Raw genomic sequence first — 17430 nt, forward strand, 5'->3', positions numbered from 1 at the left:
CATCTGCCAGTTGATGTTACTCAAGAGGAAAATCATGGCTGTTCTCACAGTTAGCAGTACCGCAAATGATGGTGCAGGTTCGTTAAGACAAGCGATCGCCAACGCTAAAGCAGGAGATACCATCAAGTTTGCCTCCAACTTGGCAGGGCAAAAAATTACACTCAGAAGCCAGCTCGAAATTAGCCCTGGCAAAAATTTAACCATTGATGGTGCTGGTGCGGCTGGGTTAACGATCAGCGGCAACAAGACTTCCCGCGTTTTCTACGTCAACTCTAATCAAGATTTTCCAACCAGTTTAACCGTCAAGAACCTGACGCTTACCGATGCTTACACGGCCGAACGAGGTGGTGGCATTCTTGCGGCTCATAAAGGCAATGTCACCGTAGAAAGTGTTCGCTTTAATAATAATGTTGCCGACAAGGGCGGTGGCGCAATCTACACCGAATGGGAAACCAATCTAACGGTCACCAATAGCAAATTTGACCGGAATCAAGCGACTCAAGGCAATGATGAAAGAGGGGCGGGGGCGATCGCCTTCCTCAGCTCTGGTAACTTTGTAGTTCGAAATAGTGAGTTCACCAACAATCGCGGCATCAATGGTGGAGCTATCAACAGTCTCAACGGTAAACTCACCATCGAAAATTCCAAGTTTACTAACAACGATACGACTGCTGCCAAATACGATACAGGCAAAGCAAATCCCTTCTTGCGTGGCTTTGGGGGCGCTGTCTATACCGATCGCGCCAGTTCTACAAATGAGGCATCTGGCACGATTCAAATCAAAAACAGCGTATTTGAGGGAAATAAGGGACGAGGTGAAGGCGGAGCTGCCTATCTTTACACCGGCACTCAAGACAAAGTCACTATCGAGTCTACCGATTTCAAGAAAAATGAGGTCTTGGCACTACCCAATGGCGGCAATGGTGGCAATGGCGGTGGACTGGTGGTGATGAGCAACGGGCTTAACAAGGGTCTGACCATCCGTGATACTGCCTTTACAGACAATACTGCCGCTGGTCAAGGGGGTGGACTTTGGACAATGGATTCCCCGACCACCATCAACGGCAGTCTTTTCTCAGGCAACAAAACTCTGGGGACAACCTACAGCAATGTAGGCGGAGCGATGGCTCTCTACAGTCCTACCGATATTGTAGATACCAAAATTCTTAACAACAAAGCAGGCTGGGTTGGCGGTGGTATTTCTGCTAGTGATAAGTTTCCCGTTACGGTAAAAGACACTGTCTTTTACAACAACACGGCTGACAACGGCACCAACAACTGGGGCATTCAGCAACACACCAGCAGTGAATTAACTGACAAAGGTGGAAATACTCAGTGGCCACCAAAGCGTACCAACAACTGGAATGATTACAACGCAACGGCTCGAATCACCATAGCTCAACCCACCGCAAGTGACTTAAACACCAACGGAATAGGAGTTGCCTCTGGCACAGGTGGAACTCCCACAACTCCTGGCACAGGTGGAACTCCAACGCCTACCGATCCGGTAACTCCCGGTACCGGTGGAACTCCCACAACTCCTGGTACCGGTGGAACTCCCACAACTCCTGGTACGGGCGGAACTCCAACGACTCCTACCGATCCAGTAACTCCTGGCACCGGTGGAACTCCGACAACTCCCGGTACAGGTGGAACTCCGACAACTCCTGGCACTCCTTTACCTCTTGTTGCCAGAGCAGATACTATCTCCACAGCAAAAAATACTCCAATTCGGATTGATCCGCTCTCTAATGATTCTGTAGGAAGCGATCGCCCTCTTACCTTAAATATCTCCAGACGTCCTACCCAAGGCAAGGTTGAGGTGTACGACAACAATACACCTGGAAATGTAACTGATGACTTCATCATCTACACACCCAAGAACAATGCCATAGGTAAAGACTCTTTCACCTATCAAATCAACACGGGTGACGGTGCTGCTTCTAATCCAGGTGTTGTGAGAGTAACGATCGGTTCCAAAACTTCTGCGATACCTCAACCTCCTGCGGCCCCGACTCCAACCCCCAACCCTCAACCCCCTTCAGCTCCCACTCCTGCGCTCAAAACACTCCGCTATGAAGCAGAGCAGATGAACCTCAACACCTATAAGGTGGAGGGACTGAACGGCTCCCGGGCATCAGCAGACCGCTACATCTCACTCCGCAGCACTGGCGAAACCTCGGGGAGTGCTAACGGTGTGTTTCGAGGTACAGCAGGTACTTATCAAGTCCGAGTCGGCTACTACGATGAAAACGATGGTCAGTCTTCTGCCAGCGTGACGGTTGCAGGTCAACGTAAGAACTTCAAGCTTGACAAAGACCTGCTCTCTGACTCTGCCATGCACGATGCTAAAGCCGTAGTCACGACTCATTCTGCTGTCACTTTGAAAACAGGTGATCGCTTTGAGATTTCGGCTCGATTAGATAAAGGAGAGTTCGCTCGATTCGACTATATCGAGTTTGTTCCTGTAAATCAAAGGAGCAGACCTGTAACTGGACGCACTGAGACATCCAGAACAGTGATTCAAGGTCGAGCGAGCAACGACACTCTGATTGGCTCCAGCGCTCCCAACAAACTGTACGGTGGCAAGGGCAGTGATTCCCTTGACGGAAAGGCAGGAAACGATGTGCTGATTGGAGTAGATGCCAGAGATCCAAATCCAGGACGCAACGAGAAGGATGACCTGGTGGGTGGAGAAGGCGCAGACCGCTTCTACTTGGGCGATCAGTCCAAGATTTACTATAACGACGGCAGGTCTGACAGGGCTGGGGTAGGAGATTATGCTCGAATTCAGGACTTCAATGCCAGTGAAGGAGACAAAATTTACCTACACGGCAAAGCAGAGGACTATCGATTAGGAGCAGCCCCTTCGAGAGTGGGCACAGGAACAAGTATCTTCCACACCATGGGTGAACGAGATGAATTAATTGCCGTGGTAGAAGAGGTGCAACTTAGCTTGAGCAGCAATAGCTTTAAGTTTGCATAGGGTTTGAGAGGTTATAGGGTGCTTACCGGTTGATGATTCATGAGAGAAACAACATGGCTATTATTACTGTTACAAGCATCGCCAATAGTGGAGCAGGTTCTCTGAGAGAGGCGATCGCCAACGCACAGTCTGGAGATACCATTAAATTTAGCTCTACTTTGGCAGGGCAAACGATTACCCTCACCAGCGGGCAGCTTGAAATCAACAAAGGTTTGACCATTGATGGTTCAGGTGCTGCAGGTGTAAAGATTAGTGGTAATAACACCAGTCGAATCTTTGATGTAACCGCATCCAGTTCAAGTTTTACACTGCGAAATCTCACCCTGATCAATGGAAGAGCCAATGGTACGGGAGAAGCAGGTGCCGGAGGTGCTATCCGCACCGCTGGCGGTGGTCAACTGATTGTCGAAAATAGCACCTTTCAAAATAATGCTTCTTTTGGTGAGGGTGGCGGTGCTATCTGGGCAGGTTACAACAGCACCAATACTATTCTCAACAGCACATTTAATGGCAATGATGGCACATCAGGTCAAGGGGAACGAGGTGGCGGTGCTATTGCAGTCAAGAGCAAAAGCAGTCTCACTGTTAAGAACAGCCAGTTTACCAATAACAAGGGAACTAATGGTGGTGCAATCAACAGTCTTTTAAGCGGACTCACGGTTGAAAACTCCACTTTTCTCAATAATGACTCAACCGCAGGTGGTCCGTTGGGCCCTCATACCAAAGGGTATGGAGGTGCCATTTACACCGATGGAGCCAATGCCTCTGGACCGAATGCTACACCCGGACCTCAAGGGGGTCTCATTACAATTCGCAGTAGTCGATTTGAAAGTAATACTGGGGCTGGACAAGGAGGAGGACTTTTTCTATTTGCTTATCCTCCAGACAAAGTAATCGTTGAAAACACAATTATCACAAAGAACAAGGTCGTTGAAGATGCGAAGGGAGATGCTCTTGGCGGTGGTCTTCGACTCGGCAATGCTGAATTTACAATTAAAAACACTACATTTACAAATAATCAGGCGCTTGACCAGGGTGGTGGCTTATGGGTAGGAGAAAAGTCTCCAGGCACCATCATTGACAGCACCTTTTCGGGTAATCGGGCTGAAAGCGCTGATCAGAAAGAAGGTCTGGGAGGAGCAATCACCCTAGCCAATGGCTCTAATCCTGTCGATATTGTTAATACTCTCGTTTCTGATAACTACGCTGGCTTTCAAGGTGGAGGCTTCTGGGGTGGCGGCTCGTCCACGACTGTTAAGGATTCTGTTTTCGTTGATAATGTCGCAAACAATGGCGGAAATAACTGGAACATCAAGAACCATACGGGAACTCAATTTGGCGATCGCGGCGGCAACATTCAATGGCCTCCCAAAAATCCAAATGACTCTACCGATGTGAATGTCACGGCAAACGTCAGACTGGTTGACCCAGCCCCCAACGATCTAAGAGACGTGGGCAGCAACATTCCTGTCGTAGGCAACCCCGTCCCGAGTATCCCAGATCCAGGTAGTACGCCCCCTCTTCCTAATACGCCTTCTCTAATCGCCAGAGCGGACTCCGCTACCACACGTCAAAACATCCCAGTTCGCATCAATCTCCTGGAAAACGACTCCCTCCCAAACGATCGCCCCTTCACTCTCAATATTGCTAACCGTCCCACACGCGGTCGTATTCAAATCAACAACAATGGTACCCTACAAAATACCTCCGACGACTTCGTTCTCTACACACCCAAAAACAACATTACAGGGCGAGATAGTTTTACCTATCAAATCAACACGGGTAACGGTACATCCGCTACAGCAGTAGTGAGAGTGGCGATCGCGCCCCAATCTCCTACCCAGCCTCCTACAGCTCCTTCCCAACCCTCATCGTCCCCCACACCCCTTAGAACTCTGCGTTATGAAGCAGAGCAAATGAGCCTCAACAACTACAAAGTTGAGTCCTTGGATAACTCCCAAGCATCCGCAAAACGATACATTTCCCTACGCAGCACTGGCGAAACCTCGGGGAGTGCTAACGGTGTGTTTCGAGGTACAGCAGGTACTTATCAAGTCCGAGTCGGCTACTACGACGAAAACGATGGTCAGTCTTCTGCTACAGTTACCGTTGCGGGTCAGCGTAAGAACTTCAAGCTTGATAAAGACCTGCTCTCTGACTCTGCTATGCACGATGCTAAAGCAGTGGTTACCACTCACTCGTCCGTCGCGCTCAAGACAGGCGATCGCTTTGAGATTTCGGCTCGATTGGATAAAGGAGAGTTTGCTCGATTCGACTACATTCAGTTTGTCCCCGTCAAGCAGCGACCGACTGGTACTGGTAAAAGCACTACAAACGCTCGAACAATGCCGAAAAATGCAGATGTGTTGCGGGGTGCCGAGGGAAATGACTTTTTAGATGGAGGGCGAGGAAATGATGTCTTGGTAGGAGCAGAAACAAGAAGCTCAACTCCAGGACGAAACGAGAGAGATATCTTAATTGGAGGCAAAGGTGCTGACCGTTTTCAGTTAGGAGATAAATCTCACGTCTTCTACAACGATGGCAAAGCCAACGACGCAGGACTTAGAGATTACGCTTTGATTAAAGACTTCAACCCCAGTCAAGGAGATAGAATTTATCTGCATGGGGAAGCTGATGATTACCGCATTGGAGCAGCTCCTTCAACGAACAGTAGAGGACTGGGAATTTACCACACAGGAGACGGACAACAGGAGTTAATCGCTGTGATCGAAAATCAGCAAAGCTTGAATTTGAGAAGCCATAACCTAAGGTTTGTATAAAGCGTCTAGCCTCTAGCACCCACTGTCATCGATAGTTGAGACTCAATTTGACCATACTCTAGCTTAATGATTTGGTCAGCCAAGTGGAAGTAGCGATCGTCATGAGTAATCACCAGAATGGTTTTGCCTTGCTCTTTTAGCCGGACAAGAATTTCTCGATAAAATAGCTCTCTAAACAGCGGATCTTGGTCAGAAGCCCATTCGTCAAACAGGTAGACGGGACGATCTTCTAAATACGCAGTTAGAAGTGCAAGCCGCTTTCGTTGTCCTTGAGAGAGATGAATCGTTGAAAATACGCCATTTCTCACACTCACTTTATGGTCTAGCTGCAACTGCTTCAGGTAACGTTTTGCTTCATGATCCAGATTAGGGCGATCGCATCCTAAACAGCGCTCGAACAGGTGAAAGTCCGAAAAGATAGCGGAGAAATGCTGTCGATACCATTCCCGATTGTGGTCAGCGATCGCCACGCCATCGATCGAAACCTTACCTGTCATCGGCGGATACAATCCTGTAATCAGCTTGGCGAGAGTAGACTTACCGCTACCGTTACCGCCAATCAGATAAGTCACCTGTCCGGGCTGCAAAGACAGGCTCACTGGACCCAGGCTAAACCCATGTTCATCTCCGTCAGGATGATAGGTATACGTCACCTGCTCAAGCTCAACCTGACAGTGCTGACTCACGTTTTGAGGAGTCATTCTGTGAGTTGCGGGGATATCGAGTTCGGCTTCCTGAGCCAGGGCTAATTTCATCCGTTCAATTTTCCGCAGCGCCACATTGCCGCGCAAGAAGTCAGGCAGTCGGTGCAGCAAATTTTGAATTGGAATTGCTAGATAAGTGGTCGTGAGCGCATAGGATGCCAGCATTGCAGGCGATGTTTCAACGAATCGAGGCAAGATAAACAGGGTGAAACCGAGGATGGCGAAGAGAGAGAACTGCCCTAAACCGTCTGCTAGTGCAAAGATTCTCATTGCCGCAATGTTTTTCTGGCGCATCGTGGCAGCACTGCCCTGTAGCTCCTCTGTCAAAAACTCTTCTCGGCGCGATCGATGCAGTTTTAATTCTTTGGTGCCAGTGGCGATCGCCTGAAAGTGCTTGAACAAATGATCCTCTTCTTCGCGGGCGATCGCAAACAGTTGTTGGGCTTTGCCTAACGTGGAGTGAGTACACCAAACGGCGATCGCCGTAATAGCAAAAATGACAATAAATACATCACTCGAAAGCCAAACTAAATAAGTTAAACAGCCGACAATAGTAGCGAGGTCGGTGCAGACATTAGGAATGACAGAAACCGTGTGTGAGAGAACACGCACGTCATCTGTGAGAGTCGCCAGTAGTCGATTACTGCCCAGCATTTCCAGATGTTGCAAGGGTGCAGCCAGAATATTTTCACTTAACCGCAGCCGCAGTCGATAAATTGCATTTTGGGAAAGGCTGATCAGCACAAACTGAGAGGAAGTACTGGTCAAAAGGGTTGCCGTTACCAGCCCCAAAAAGTAAAGCAGTGAGTGAGAAACAGCAGCTTGACCCACTGCCTGATTGATTAGCCAGATTAGCTTTGCGTTACACCCTCCGCTCACCAAACCCGCAACCGCAGCAATCACAATGTTGAGCCACGATGTCTTTAGCAAAAATTGGATAAATTTCATCTCACGCTGTCCTCTACAAAAGCTTTACCGAAATCGTTGTCTAGAGCGTTTGAAACAGAATGCCTTCTACCCCAACACCCGGTGAAAATGAGAAGGCAAGCCCTGTTAATGACTGTTGCGCTGTATCTTGCCATCCCGTACCGGGGTCAATTGGGGTGTGAAAAGCGCCTTCAGGATAGCGAAACTGCTCCAATCGATTTAGCATTCGCTCCATCACAAACAGCACAGAAGGACTCAACATGTTGCCATACTGCCGTAAGACTTCCCAACTGTCAGTTACCTGATCATCGGTTAGGTCAAGCGATCGCTGCACTTTCTGAATGATCCGAGTTCCACCAGGATGCACTGCCCACAGATCAATGTCTTCCTTGGTTAACTGGTGATCCGTCAGGTATCGTTCGATGATTCCGCCGACTCCTGCCTCAATGTAGTCAGGCAACTGACGCGAAAGTTTGCAGGTAATGCCGCTATCTTGAATCCCAAGAGCAATTCCATCTTGAGTGTTTTCTGCCAAATAGCTTAAATGATCGCGGATAACAACATGCCCCTGTCCCAAGCATTCTGCCTCCGTACAAGCACCAATCACCACAGCGGCACATCCATCTCCAAAAATGCTGTGAATGATCACGTCATTCAGGTCGTCTTCAAAGACAGCATTGACAGAACTGAGTTCCAGACAAACGACGAGAGACTTATGCGTCGGATTTGCTCTCACATAATCAGAGGCAACTCGTAAACCATTCATGGCAGCAGCACAACCCATAAAGTTGATTGTTACTCGCGCAATGTCTCGCCGCAGACCCAACCGATCAATCAAAGCTGCATCTACTCCCGGTGCCACAAATCCCGTGCTAGAAACAAACACAATCTGACGAATGTTACTCCTGATATCAACGGTTGTGTATCCAGAAAGGTTTACTCTTGGGGCTGAAGCGGCGGCGATCGCCCGTTCCGCAACCCGCTCTGCTAAAGGAACTGCGTGTTCTTGATAGAGCCGCATCCGGTCTTTGATGCTGTTAGCGTTGAGTGTGGCGATCGCATCCTTTGACAGCAAATTAATTGCCAGATGCCGAGTATCAATCCGAGTATTGTGATAGAGCTTTTCAATTAGCGATCGGTTTTGCTCCAGATTAGGCAGTTGAGCGACCAGTTGAGCTGCATCAGCTTGCCGGATAGTGTGTTCTGGTGTTCCGGTTGCAATGCCTTCAATGGTGGATAAGACTTGCCTCAAACTCACCAGGTTTGGTGCAAAAGTGTTATTGGCAAAAGAATTTGTGGAAGCGGGGTTAACTTGGACAGTGGCGGTACTCATGACACTTGCTCCTGACTAAGAATGAATCAATCACTAACACGTAATCTTGAACTCACACGAAATCCGTTTTGTAAAGAAGCACTATTTGGTGTACGGGCGAAGCATTCGGCAAAAGAATTGTGCCTCAGTGGCAGGGATTGTGACCGAATGCTTCGCCCCTACCGTTACCGCTACTCTACAGACGGATTTGACATCACATTTCTGGGCTGATTGCTTTCGCATCTGAACTTTCAATTACTCACATTCAGCGGTTTAGGATTAGATTGAACCGATACCAATTACACCTTTGATCATGTATTGCACAGAAGTTCGTAAAGCCTGAGGATTAACATGTTCTGCCAATACATTCAAATTGTTCTCTTTTGCCAAACGGGACGGACTGAACAGATAGTGTTTTGCCATGATGGGGAGGCGATCGCCAAAGAAATTCTTAGGCTGCAACCACTCAATTCCCATCTTTTCTGCTTCATCCCGAACAATTGCTTCACTGGCAATGTTGGCAAACCCACTTCTTTGGAAAGGCAAGACATGATGGACTCGATGCGGGCTCAATCCAGCCGACAGAAAACAGTCCACATATTTGTTGCCAATCATCGTCAGGTCATAGGAATTCTTGATCTGAAAAGTTGCCCAATCCTGACCCTGGCTCAAATCCGCAGTAGACTCCTCTTCCTCAAAATCGTGACTAGCGACAATCATGAAGGTGCTAATCCAAAGAGTGAGACAAAACTGAATCAGCCATGCATTCAGATCACCCTGCATCCAAAACAGCACCAGTTCACCCAGCAGCAAAAACCGCATTACCAACATCCCCAGATAGTGAGGCAGTCCTCGTTGCCAGGAGCCGTAAAAGTCCTTTACACCATGCTTGACCGCATAGGAACACATCTCAAAACTGCGAACAAACATCCCTGGAAACACATGTCCCAACTTATGCAGCGTGTGTAACGGAATCCGGTAATAGCGCGGCAGATCCATCATTGCGGTGAACACATTGCGTTGACATCGACTTCACTCTGGGTATGGGGATGGTGCATCAATGTGTGACCATCAATTACCACAAACGCCATAGGCACGTAGTTGATATCAAAAACATGAGAGAAAAACTTGTTGAAACCAACCTGGGCCCGGTGAATCAGATAGTGTCCTGCACCTGCCAGAGAAATTCTTAACGCCATCATGATGGGTGCAAACAGGTACACTGGCATGAACTGTGGAGCGGTTAGCCGCAATACCTGCACCAGAATGTAGGCGATCGTCAAAACAACAGTCGTGATATCAAAAAGGGTATCCATTCTGGCAATTTTGGCTTTCATCTCTGGTTGATTCAGCCGCGTTCTGATTCTGTTGAGCAACTGGTCATCTTTGTGAAAGTCAAATTGAGGTGTATCTCGCCAGCCGTCAAATCCATCTCGAAACAGAAAAGGTGGAGCATTGTATTTGGGGTGAAAGTCATCAGGAGTGGCTTTTCTACCGAGAGCGTACTTCTTTAGGACTTTCTTGACTTTTGCTGGGTTGCGATGCAACACATTCACCAATGTGGTGATATCTCGGTTTCTTAACCGTCCAATAAAAAACTCACCACCAGGATGTTGTTTAACAAAATCTGATAAGTCATAAACCTCACCGTCATAGATCCAGACATTTGACATTTGCTTGCTGGCAACCTCTGGTGGTCCTTGCATAGCGGCGATTGCCTCTGGGGTTCTCACCACTTCTGGCAGCGCAGTCAACGCAGTCCGAGCTTTCACTTCTGGTCTAAATTCGCTGACATGGGATAACGGTTCTGACTCACCTGGGTAGACAAGATCTGCTGCTGAACTTGCTGCTCCAGTCGCGCCAGATTCTCCATAATCTCGCTCATCTCCTGGGCGATCGATGAGTTGTACAGGCTCCAAAACTTCTGATAATACATCCATAACTCCTTGAACTCCTTAAAAGCTTTTGTCCTGGTGGGTTTGGAGAAGCTCCCCCATCCATTCGCTTAAGTTGATAATAGGAGTTCAAGTGAGTGCAGGTGTTACAGGTTTAATCCAGAGTGGCTGTACGAATCAGCGAAGTCAGTGGATGTTTATTGCTGTCTTGCTTGCAGAAAAGTGAAATGAAGTATTGAAGATACTTGTTTCCCTCTCTAACTTTAGATAGAGGTAAGATTTCCCACAAGCAAGTTTCCTTAGAAAAGAAACTTAACGGTCAGCTAAAGAATTCTGTCTTTTTAAATACTGAATCTACAAACTTTTTATAATAGCTACACCTCAGAAGGTGGAAAGCGAAGAGCGAGTAGACCTATGCTTAATTCCAAGTTGATGACGAATGGGTTGAAGGTATTGTTGGTCGATGATGATCGGGATACCTGCGAATTATTGACGCTCATGCTCAACTTGTATGGCATTGAAGTAACCTCTGTTAACTCGGCACCAGCAGGTTTGGAAGCAGTGGCGAGTCTGCATCCTGATGTCTTAATTAGTGATATTGCAATGCCAGATGAAGATGGCTATTCTCTCATTCGTAAGGTAAGAAGTCTTGATGCCGAACACGGCGGAAGTGTCCTTGCGATCGCCATCACCGCAGCAGTCACTGGAATTGCTCAATATGAGACCTTCGCAGCAGGATTTCAAAGATATCTTGCAAAACCATTTGACCCAGAAGAATTGGTTGCGGTGGTGTCCGATTTAATGAATAAACAGTCGTAGGTGAATTGCTTATTAAATAAACGGTGTTGTAGCAGCCCTGTCCTGCATCTGCCAAAACTACCTGACCACGAGAAAGCTGCTTGACTGGGTTAACTATCCAGGGGCGAGAAAAAGGTCCAACGTAGGGGCCAGCATTCGGGCAAAGACCTTCGCTTGAGGAGGTTGTTTAGCGAAGGCTACGCCCTTCCAGGAGGCTTGCTAATATCTAAAGTTATCTTCTGTCGCTTAGCTCAGCCGTTAGCGACATATCCTCCTTATCCTTGAGCTGTCTAACCGGGATCTCAATGAAGAATTCGGTTCCTCTCCCTGGATTAGACGAATAATAGAGCCGTCCTTGATGTTTCTCGATCACAATCCGGTGGCTGATTGCTAAACCGAGTCCCGTTCCTTTGCCAATTGGTTTAGTTGTAAAGAAGGGGTCAAACAATCGTTGCTGAAAGATTTCTGGAATGCCTGGTCCATTGTCGGCAATGCGAATAGAGACCCAGTCTGGATCATGCATTTGTGTCTGAATTTCGATCGCAGGTGAGGAATATTCGGCGGTCGTGGAGCGCTGATAGACTTCAGCACATTCTCCGACCATTTCTAGTGCATCAATCGCATTCACCAGCAGATTCATAAACACCTGATTCATCTGTCCGGCATAGCAGTCAATCAGCGGCAGGTCATCGTAGCGTTTAATAATTTTAATGCCTGCCGATTTTGCATCAGTTCTTAGACGGTTTTGCAAAATTAGAAGAGTATTGTCAATGCCTTCGTGAATATCGACGGGCTTCATTTCGGCTTCGTCTAGGCGAGAAAAGCTGCGAAGAGATAGCACGATTTGCCGAATGCGCTCTGACCCAACCCGCATGGAGGTCAAGATTTTAGGCAAATCTGTGACGAGAAAATCGAAATCGATTGTTTCTACTTCAGTTTGAATTTCGGGTACTGGGTTGGGATAGTGCTGTCGGTAAAGCTTAACCAGGTTGAGCAAATCTTGTGTGTAGTCGCTAGCGTGGTCAATATTGCCGTAAATGAAGCTGACGGGGTTGTTGATTTCGTGGGCAATTCCAGCTACAAGCTGCCCCAGACTAGACATTTTTTCGGTTTGTACAAGCTGCGCCTGAGTTGCCTGGAGGTCATACAGCGCTTGCTGAAGCTGCTGGGCCTGAATCTGTGCCTGAAGTGCGGCGGTACGAGTCTGAGAATAAAGTTCTGCTTGGTCAATGGCGATCGCCAACTGATCCGCCACATCTCGCAGCAGTTCCACTTCATGGTCGCGCCAGGGTCGAGCCTGCTTGACATGCTCACACACAATCACACCCAAGCGACCCGACCGAGTTTGCACAACGACTGTCAAAAGCGACTTAAAGCCTAAGTTAGCAAGCTGGCTCCGACCCGTTGCATCAAGCCGAGTCGTAGTTGCAACATCATCAACCTGCAAAATGCTAGAGCGCAAAATGACTTCTCTTAAAACCTCACTATCCCGTACTGGATAATGAGCTAGATTGGGCAGCAGGTCTTGGTCGCAGGCTTCATGGCTCAGCTCAAATCGAGCAGGGTCAGTGTTGGGTAAGTACCAGAGAAATTTGCAGCGATCGATTTGCAGTAGGTTACGGATCTCAGTGACTGCGGTAGTCAGAATGGTATCTAACTCTAGAGAATTGCGGATCTGACTAGACAAACTGCGCTTGAATAGCTCTGCGCGTTGGGTTAGCTTTTGCAGGCGATCGTTTGCCTCAATCAGTTCCCGTGATTTTTGCTCAAGCTGACAGTTATACAAAATCGCTTGAGCTGCCTCTGCCAACATATCTGTGACTAGCGTGGAGGCATCAAACTTAACGTCATCCATGCCCAGCCAGGGCTGCGGTTTGATCAGTTCGTCGTCTACCTGCACCAGGTCAAACTGTCCATTTGGTCGCACCTTGCCAATTCGGCAGGGTTTCCAGAGGTGATGGTTTTGCTCCACTCGCACCATGCCGCCAGGAGTCTGCATTGCTTGACCATAAGCCGCTAGCCGGACGTGATCGACCTCAAACGACTGCGCCTGCTCGACAGCCTGTTTCCATAGATAAACCTGAACATACGCTGACTCAACCGAGTCGCTTGTGACTCGATCTGCCCCGTAAGTTGCCTTGAAGTTTTTTACGAAGGTTTGATTTCTGAGGTTCTTCAGGCTCTGAAAGTAGCTATGGGCAGCGTAATGACCGACTGCTGACTCCACCCCAAGCTGTTGAATTTCTTCTTCGGTGACGCTTACGGCCAGAATGGGAATATCTTCAGCATCGATTCCTGCTTCGCGGTATTGCGGATAAAATCCCAGGTTGCTGTCGGTGTTAACTGTGCTAAAGACGACATCAGGCTTGGTTCGCTTGATGTTGGCGATAATTTGCCTGAAGTCCATGCCGCCGACTGGAACGTAATCCTCTCCCAGGACAGTGCCGCCCTGCTGCTTTAGTCTTGCCCGAATAATCTTACTGGCAGTTCGAGAAAAGACGATGTCAGACCCTACCAGGTAAAACCGCTTGCCCTTATTTTGCAGGAGCCACTGAACAGCTGGCTCGATCTGCTGATTGGGACAAACGGCAGTATAGAAGATGCTTTTAGAACACTCCAGCCCTTCATACTGAACGGGATACCAGAGTAGGGCGTTTAAGCGCTCCAGAGTTGGCACGATGAACTTACGAACCGTGGAAGTCCAGCAGCCAAAGATAGTAACGACCTGATCCTGTTCAATCAGCTTGCGGGTCTGTTGCTCAAAAATTACGGGTTCCGATGCACCGTCGGCAACAATCGGCTCGATTTGTTTCCCCAATACTCCGCCAGATTGATTGATTTCGGCAATCGCCATCATCTCTGCATCTTTCAGCGCAATTTCACCGATTGCCCAGGGGCCAGCGAGAGAATGGAGTATCCCGACTTTTACTGTAGAGCCTGCGATCGCGCTTATCACTGACGTTTTACCCTTTGGGTTCAAAGATAAATGCTGAGTTTCAAGTGTATTGAGTCAGATGATTCCCTGATTAGCGGATATGTGCCCACTTTAGCCTTCATTCTGTTGAATTTCTGCACGAATCGGCAATTCTTAAGAGATTGCAGGTCACTAAGCCTACCTTGCGGATGCGGTGGGTTTAGTTTTTAGCTAGATGCTTATCTTCTAGGGCAGCAATTTCAATGTCACCTCATCCACATCCCATAGACTACCCATGACGGAGCCTGCTCTTAACGTTTTTTAGACATACCTGCGGTTCAGGGGGAACATGATGAAGTTTGAGGTTAGCCTTGAAGCTTCGTAGATAAAGGTTTTAGCGAAATAAGAAGAGAAGCTTTGACTTTCGATGAAGCCGATCGCCAGCGGCTATGCTAGGTGAAACTCTAGTCTTTTTAATGAATGATTGATCTGAATCCACTGTTTGAATTTTCACGCACTAACTGTGTTGCTATCTGTGCAGTTCTGGTTCCAGCCAATCTGCTGGCGACCTCACAAACTTTGCTGCTGCTGTGGTTTCGTCGTCCCCTGAGGCAAGTGTGGCTGATGGCGGCGATCGCCAGCCTCTGTGCGCTGGTGATGGTGCTGCACGTCATGACCTGGCTAATCATCGGCGTGGTAATGATGCAAACTTTTATCTTGTTTGGGTTAGGGGCAATGTGTCTGTGTACCAATCTGGGGGCGATCGCCTACGCCAGCTATAGACGAGCCAAACCTAGCGGCAGCAGTTTTTTTGCCAGCAAACCTTCGCCTTCTACCCGAAGACAGCACTTTCTCAGCCTTGAGTCAGATTGAATTTTGAGAGCTTCTTGCTAGGTTTAGTTGTCTCATCCTTTTGACAAACTGGAGAAGCTTAAATGGACGGAACAAAAGGTTTACTTCGTTATCTTTCTCTCGCTCCTGTACTGGCAACCATTACGCTGGTTGTGATCGCTGTACTGCTCAGCAACTTCGTCTACTTCGTTCCCGATCGCTTATTTGTGCCTTCTCCGTAAGACTGGGTGATTTCTAGGAGAGTTATTGCCGACGGGCAAGGTAACAAATCAGATCTTCCAGACATTTTTTAAATCTGAAAACAACTTTAAGCGTGGGGGACTGCCTCCACGCTTAAGCGTTTGGATCATGACAACGAGTTGTAGGGCGGGTTAGCGCCCTACAACTCCTACAGGCGCTAGATTTTGTGCCTTAACCCAGCATTTCGATGCTGATATTCTTAGCGTAGTACCGTTACTAAAAGCGTTATGGAAACCGACTGGATGAGTTTAACAATCGGGGGATTGGCGATCGCCCTGGTTATTGCTGCATTCTTGATGATGTTTACGACCGTCTTCACCACCCGCAAACGGTAAAAGCTTCCTGGAACTTGAACAGGCTCAATCCATCCTATTTCTAGTTCAAGCTTCTAGTTCAAGGCAGTTCTTGACGGTGAACCTGAAACTCTTGCTCTAGGGAAGGAGTTTGCATATCTTCCTGGGTCATTTCTTGAAGTTCAGACATTTGAGCTTGAAGTGCCTGAATTCGCTCTTGCAGTCGAGCCTTGATGCCGGATGGACCGGATGCAACGCAATCTCGGCAAGCTTCGCCTTTAACAACGTCCTGGCGATCGTAAATGACTGCCAGCAAAAGCTGATTGCCCCTAGTTCGAAGTGGGTAGGCTCGACGACCGCAGATTGTGCAGAAGACGGGTGCGTTGCCGATATATACACTTGGCTCCCAGACAATTTTCATTCACCACCTCTAGAGCATCCAATGCCTTCAGAATAATGGAAGGCTTTGGCAGATGTTCGCGACTTGTATAACAGCAAGGACGTGACGGTACGTGACTTGCACATTGCGCCTACAATTCCTGCCAACTTAACCTACAAAATATGGCAACTGCCGTATAAACCGCAATATTTCTCAATCTCCTTTGGGTATTCCGACTGGATGCTAGCGTTAAGCGTCTTCTGAATCACTTGAATCGGCAATCTAAGGAGAATGTTGGACAGTAGATTTAAAAATAAAATTGCCCCACAGCTAGGGACCGCGAGGCAAAAGGACAGTTAAACGCTAAGTTCAGTGTGTTTGAGCTTTAAGTTGATTTGGCTGACCCATGTGACGATTTCTCCAGTGTCCATTCACCTGGATTAAAGTGGCACACTCAGGTCAACCTTTTACCCCACTGGCTGTCTCAGTCGGAACGATGTAGTTTTGCATCAGCACAAAAAACAGCAAGATTGGCGCAATTGAAATGACTGAACCCGCTGCAATCAAGCGCCAGTCGAGCGAGAACGCGCCTGCTAGCTTGGCAACTCCCAGCGGTAGCGTGTAATATTCCTGTTGGTCGAGGATGATCAGGGGCCATAGGAAATCACTCCAGGAACCGATAAACACGAAGATTGCTAGCGTCACCAGCGCTGGACGAATCGAGGGCAGCATGACAAACCACCAGATGCCCAATTCAGAGCAGCCATCGATTCGAGCGGCTTCTTCCAGTTCTTTGGGTACGCCTTGAAAGGCTTGTCGCAGCAGGAAGATGCCAAAGGCAGAGGCGATCGCCGGAAAAATCAGCCCTAGATAGGTATTTCGCAAGCCAAGCTGCACGATCAGGATAAACAGCGGAATCATCACGACCTGAAACGGAATCAGGATGGTTGAGACGACCAGACTAAAGATTAGGTCGCGCCCCCGAAACTCCAGTCGGGCCAGCGGGTAAGCTGCCAGCGAACAGAGCAGCAGATTTAGCCCCACGGTCAGGATCGCCACCAGAGTGCTGTTAAACAAATAGCGCCCAAACGGATTGGTTTGCCAGACGGTGACAAAGTTTTGCAAGGTTGGCTGGCTGGGCAGAAACCGGGGCGGAAACTGGAAAATATCTTCTGTGGGTGCCTTAAAGGCGGTGCTGGTGAGCCAGACCAGCGGCAATAGCATGACGATGGCGATCGCCCCCAGTGCCAGGTACGTCCAGGCATACCTCCAGGCAAATGAATTGCGTCGCCGCTGCCACACATTCAAAGAGGATTGCGGAAGGGGTTTGGTTGCATTCACCACAAAGCG

At 48.3% G+C, this 17430-nt stretch carries 12 protein-coding genes; 5 read left to right on the top strand and 7 right to left on the bottom strand.

From position 1 onward, the window contains the following. The first annotated feature begins 34 nt into the window (after window positions 1–34). Entirely contained in the window at window positions 35–2986 is a 2952-nt protein-coding gene (locus H6F88_RS33820; protein WP_190641033.1) for an Ig-like domain-containing protein, read from the top strand. A 53-nt stretch (window positions 2987–3039) separates the two neighbouring features. Next, the gene (locus H6F88_RS01775) at window positions 3040–5766 is read left to right on the top strand and encodes an Ig-like domain-containing protein (RefSeq protein ID WP_190641034.1); all 2727 of its coding nucleotides are present in this window, start codon (window positions 3040–3042) and stop codon (window positions 5764–5766) included. 5 nt (window positions 5767–5771) lie between these two features. On the opposite strand, the gene H6F88_RS01780 is transcribed toward H6F88_RS01775, so the two are convergent. The 4 genes from H6F88_RS01780 to H6F88_RS32555 all read right to left on the bottom strand — a co-directional run bounded on the left by H6F88_RS01780 (window position 5772) and on the right by H6F88_RS32555 (window position 10649). After that, window positions 5772–7418, bottom strand: a complete 1647-nt coding sequence (locus H6F88_RS01780; protein WP_190641035.1) for a cyclic peptide export ABC transporter — start codon at window positions 7416–7418, stop codon at window positions 5772–5774. A gap of 40 nt (window positions 7419–7458) precedes the next feature. After that, on the bottom strand, window positions 7459–8730 hold the full coding sequence (locus H6F88_RS01785) for a 3-oxoacyl-[acyl-carrier-protein] synthase III C-terminal domain-containing protein (protein WP_190641036.1): 1272 nt from the start codon (window positions 8728–8730) through the stop codon (window positions 7459–7461). A 258-nt stretch (window positions 8731–8988) separates the two neighbouring features. Further along, the gene (locus tag H6F88_RS32550) at window positions 8989–9711 is read right to left on the bottom strand and encodes a hypothetical protein (protein ID WP_199333405.1); all 723 of its coding nucleotides are present in this window, start codon (window positions 9709–9711) and stop codon (window positions 8989–8991) included. Then, window positions 9708–10649 (bottom strand): cytochrome b5-like heme/steroid binding domain-containing protein, encoded by a 942-nt coding sequence (locus tag H6F88_RS32555; RefSeq protein WP_199333406.1) that lies wholly within the window; start codon window positions 10647–10649, stop codon window positions 9708–9710. The genes H6F88_RS32550 and H6F88_RS32555 overlap by 4 nt, the downstream gene beginning before the upstream one ends. Before the next feature lie 369 nt (window positions 10650–11018). Here H6F88_RS32555 and H6F88_RS01795 point away from each other — a divergent pair, with 369 nt between their 5' ends. Then, complete coding sequence (locus H6F88_RS01795) at window positions 11019–11423, top strand: response regulator (RefSeq protein WP_190641037.1); 405 nt, start codon at window positions 11019–11021, stop codon at window positions 11421–11423. Window positions 11424–11634: 211 nt separating this feature from the next. On the opposite strand, the gene H6F88_RS01800 is transcribed toward H6F88_RS01795, so the two are convergent. Next, on the bottom strand, window positions 11635–14358 hold the full coding sequence (locus H6F88_RS01800) for a transporter substrate-binding protein (protein ID WP_199333407.1): 2724 nt from the start codon (window positions 14356–14358) through the stop codon (window positions 11635–11637). A 438-nt stretch (window positions 14359–14796) separates the two neighbouring features. On the opposite strand from H6F88_RS01800, the gene H6F88_RS01805 reads away from it, so the two are divergent. Together H6F88_RS01805 and H6F88_RS01810 are read left to right on the top strand one after the other, a co-directional pair. Beyond that, window positions 14797–15189 carry a hypothetical protein gene (locus H6F88_RS01805; protein WP_199333408.1) on the top strand — a complete coding sequence of 131 codons (393 nt, stop codon included), beginning with the start codon at window positions 14797–14799 and terminating at the stop codon, window positions 15187–15189. 62 nt (window positions 15190–15251) lie between these two features. Then, entirely contained in the window at window positions 15252–15389 is a 138-nt protein-coding gene (locus H6F88_RS01810; RefSeq protein ID WP_190641038.1) for a photosystem I reaction center subunit IX, read from the top strand. Between the two features lie 412 nt (window positions 15390–15801). On the opposite strand, the gene H6F88_RS01815 is transcribed toward H6F88_RS01810, so the two are convergent. Continuing rightward, window positions 15802–16122, bottom strand: coding sequence for a hypothetical protein (locus H6F88_RS01815; RefSeq protein ID WP_190641039.1), 321 nt, complete (start codon window positions 16120–16122; stop codon window positions 15802–15804). 417 nt (window positions 16123–16539) lie between these two features. Then, window positions 16540–17304: a carbohydrate ABC transporter permease gene (locus tag H6F88_RS01820; RefSeq protein ID WP_242042385.1), complete on the bottom strand. Its 765-nt coding sequence runs from the start codon at window positions 17302–17304 to the stop codon at window positions 16540–16542. Window positions 17305–17430 lie beyond the last annotated feature (126 nt).

This window comes from Oculatella sp. FACHB-28 (assembly GCF_014696015.1).
Classification (GTDB): Bacteria; Cyanobacteriota; Cyanobacteriia; order Elainellales; family Elainellaceae; genus JAAUTN01.

Coding starts and splice junctions, on each gene's coding strand:
- H6F88_RS01815 (WP_190641039.1), bottom strand. CDS start 16,122: ATGAAAATTGTCTGGGAGCCAAGTGTATATATCGGCAACGCACCCGTC.
- H6F88_RS33820 (WP_190641033.1), top strand. CDS start 35: ATGGCTGTTCTCACAGTTAGCAGTACCGCAAATGATGGTGCAGGTTCG.
- H6F88_RS01795 (WP_190641037.1), top strand. CDS start 11,019: ATGCTTAATTCCAAGTTGATGACGAATGGGTTGAAGGTATTGTTGGTC.
- H6F88_RS01820 (WP_242042385.1), bottom strand. CDS start 17,304: ATGCTATTGCCGCTGGTCTGGCTCACCAGCACCGCCTTTAAGGCACCC.
- H6F88_RS32555 (WP_199333406.1), bottom strand. CDS start 10,649: ATGGATGTATTATCAGAAGTTTTGGAGCCTGTACAACTCATCGATCGC.
- H6F88_RS01810 (WP_190641038.1), top strand. CDS start 15,252: ATGGACGGAACAAAAGGTTTACTTCGTTATCTTTCTCTCGCTCCTGTA.
- H6F88_RS01775 (WP_190641034.1), top strand. CDS start 3,040: ATGGCTATTATTACTGTTACAAGCATCGCCAATAGTGGAGCAGGTTCT.
- H6F88_RS01785 (WP_190641036.1), bottom strand. CDS start 8,730: ATGAGTACCGCCACTGTCCAAGTTAACCCCGCTTCCACAAATTCTTTT.
- H6F88_RS01805 (WP_199333408.1), top strand. CDS start 14,797: ATGATTGATCTGAATCCACTGTTTGAATTTTCACGCACTAACTGTGTT.
- H6F88_RS01780 (WP_190641035.1), bottom strand. CDS start 7,418: ATGAAATTTATCCAATTTTTGCTAAAGACATCGTGGCTCAACATTGTG.
- H6F88_RS32550 (WP_199333405.1), bottom strand. CDS start 9,711: ATGATGGATCTGCCGCGCTATTACCGGATTCCGTTACACACGCTGCAT.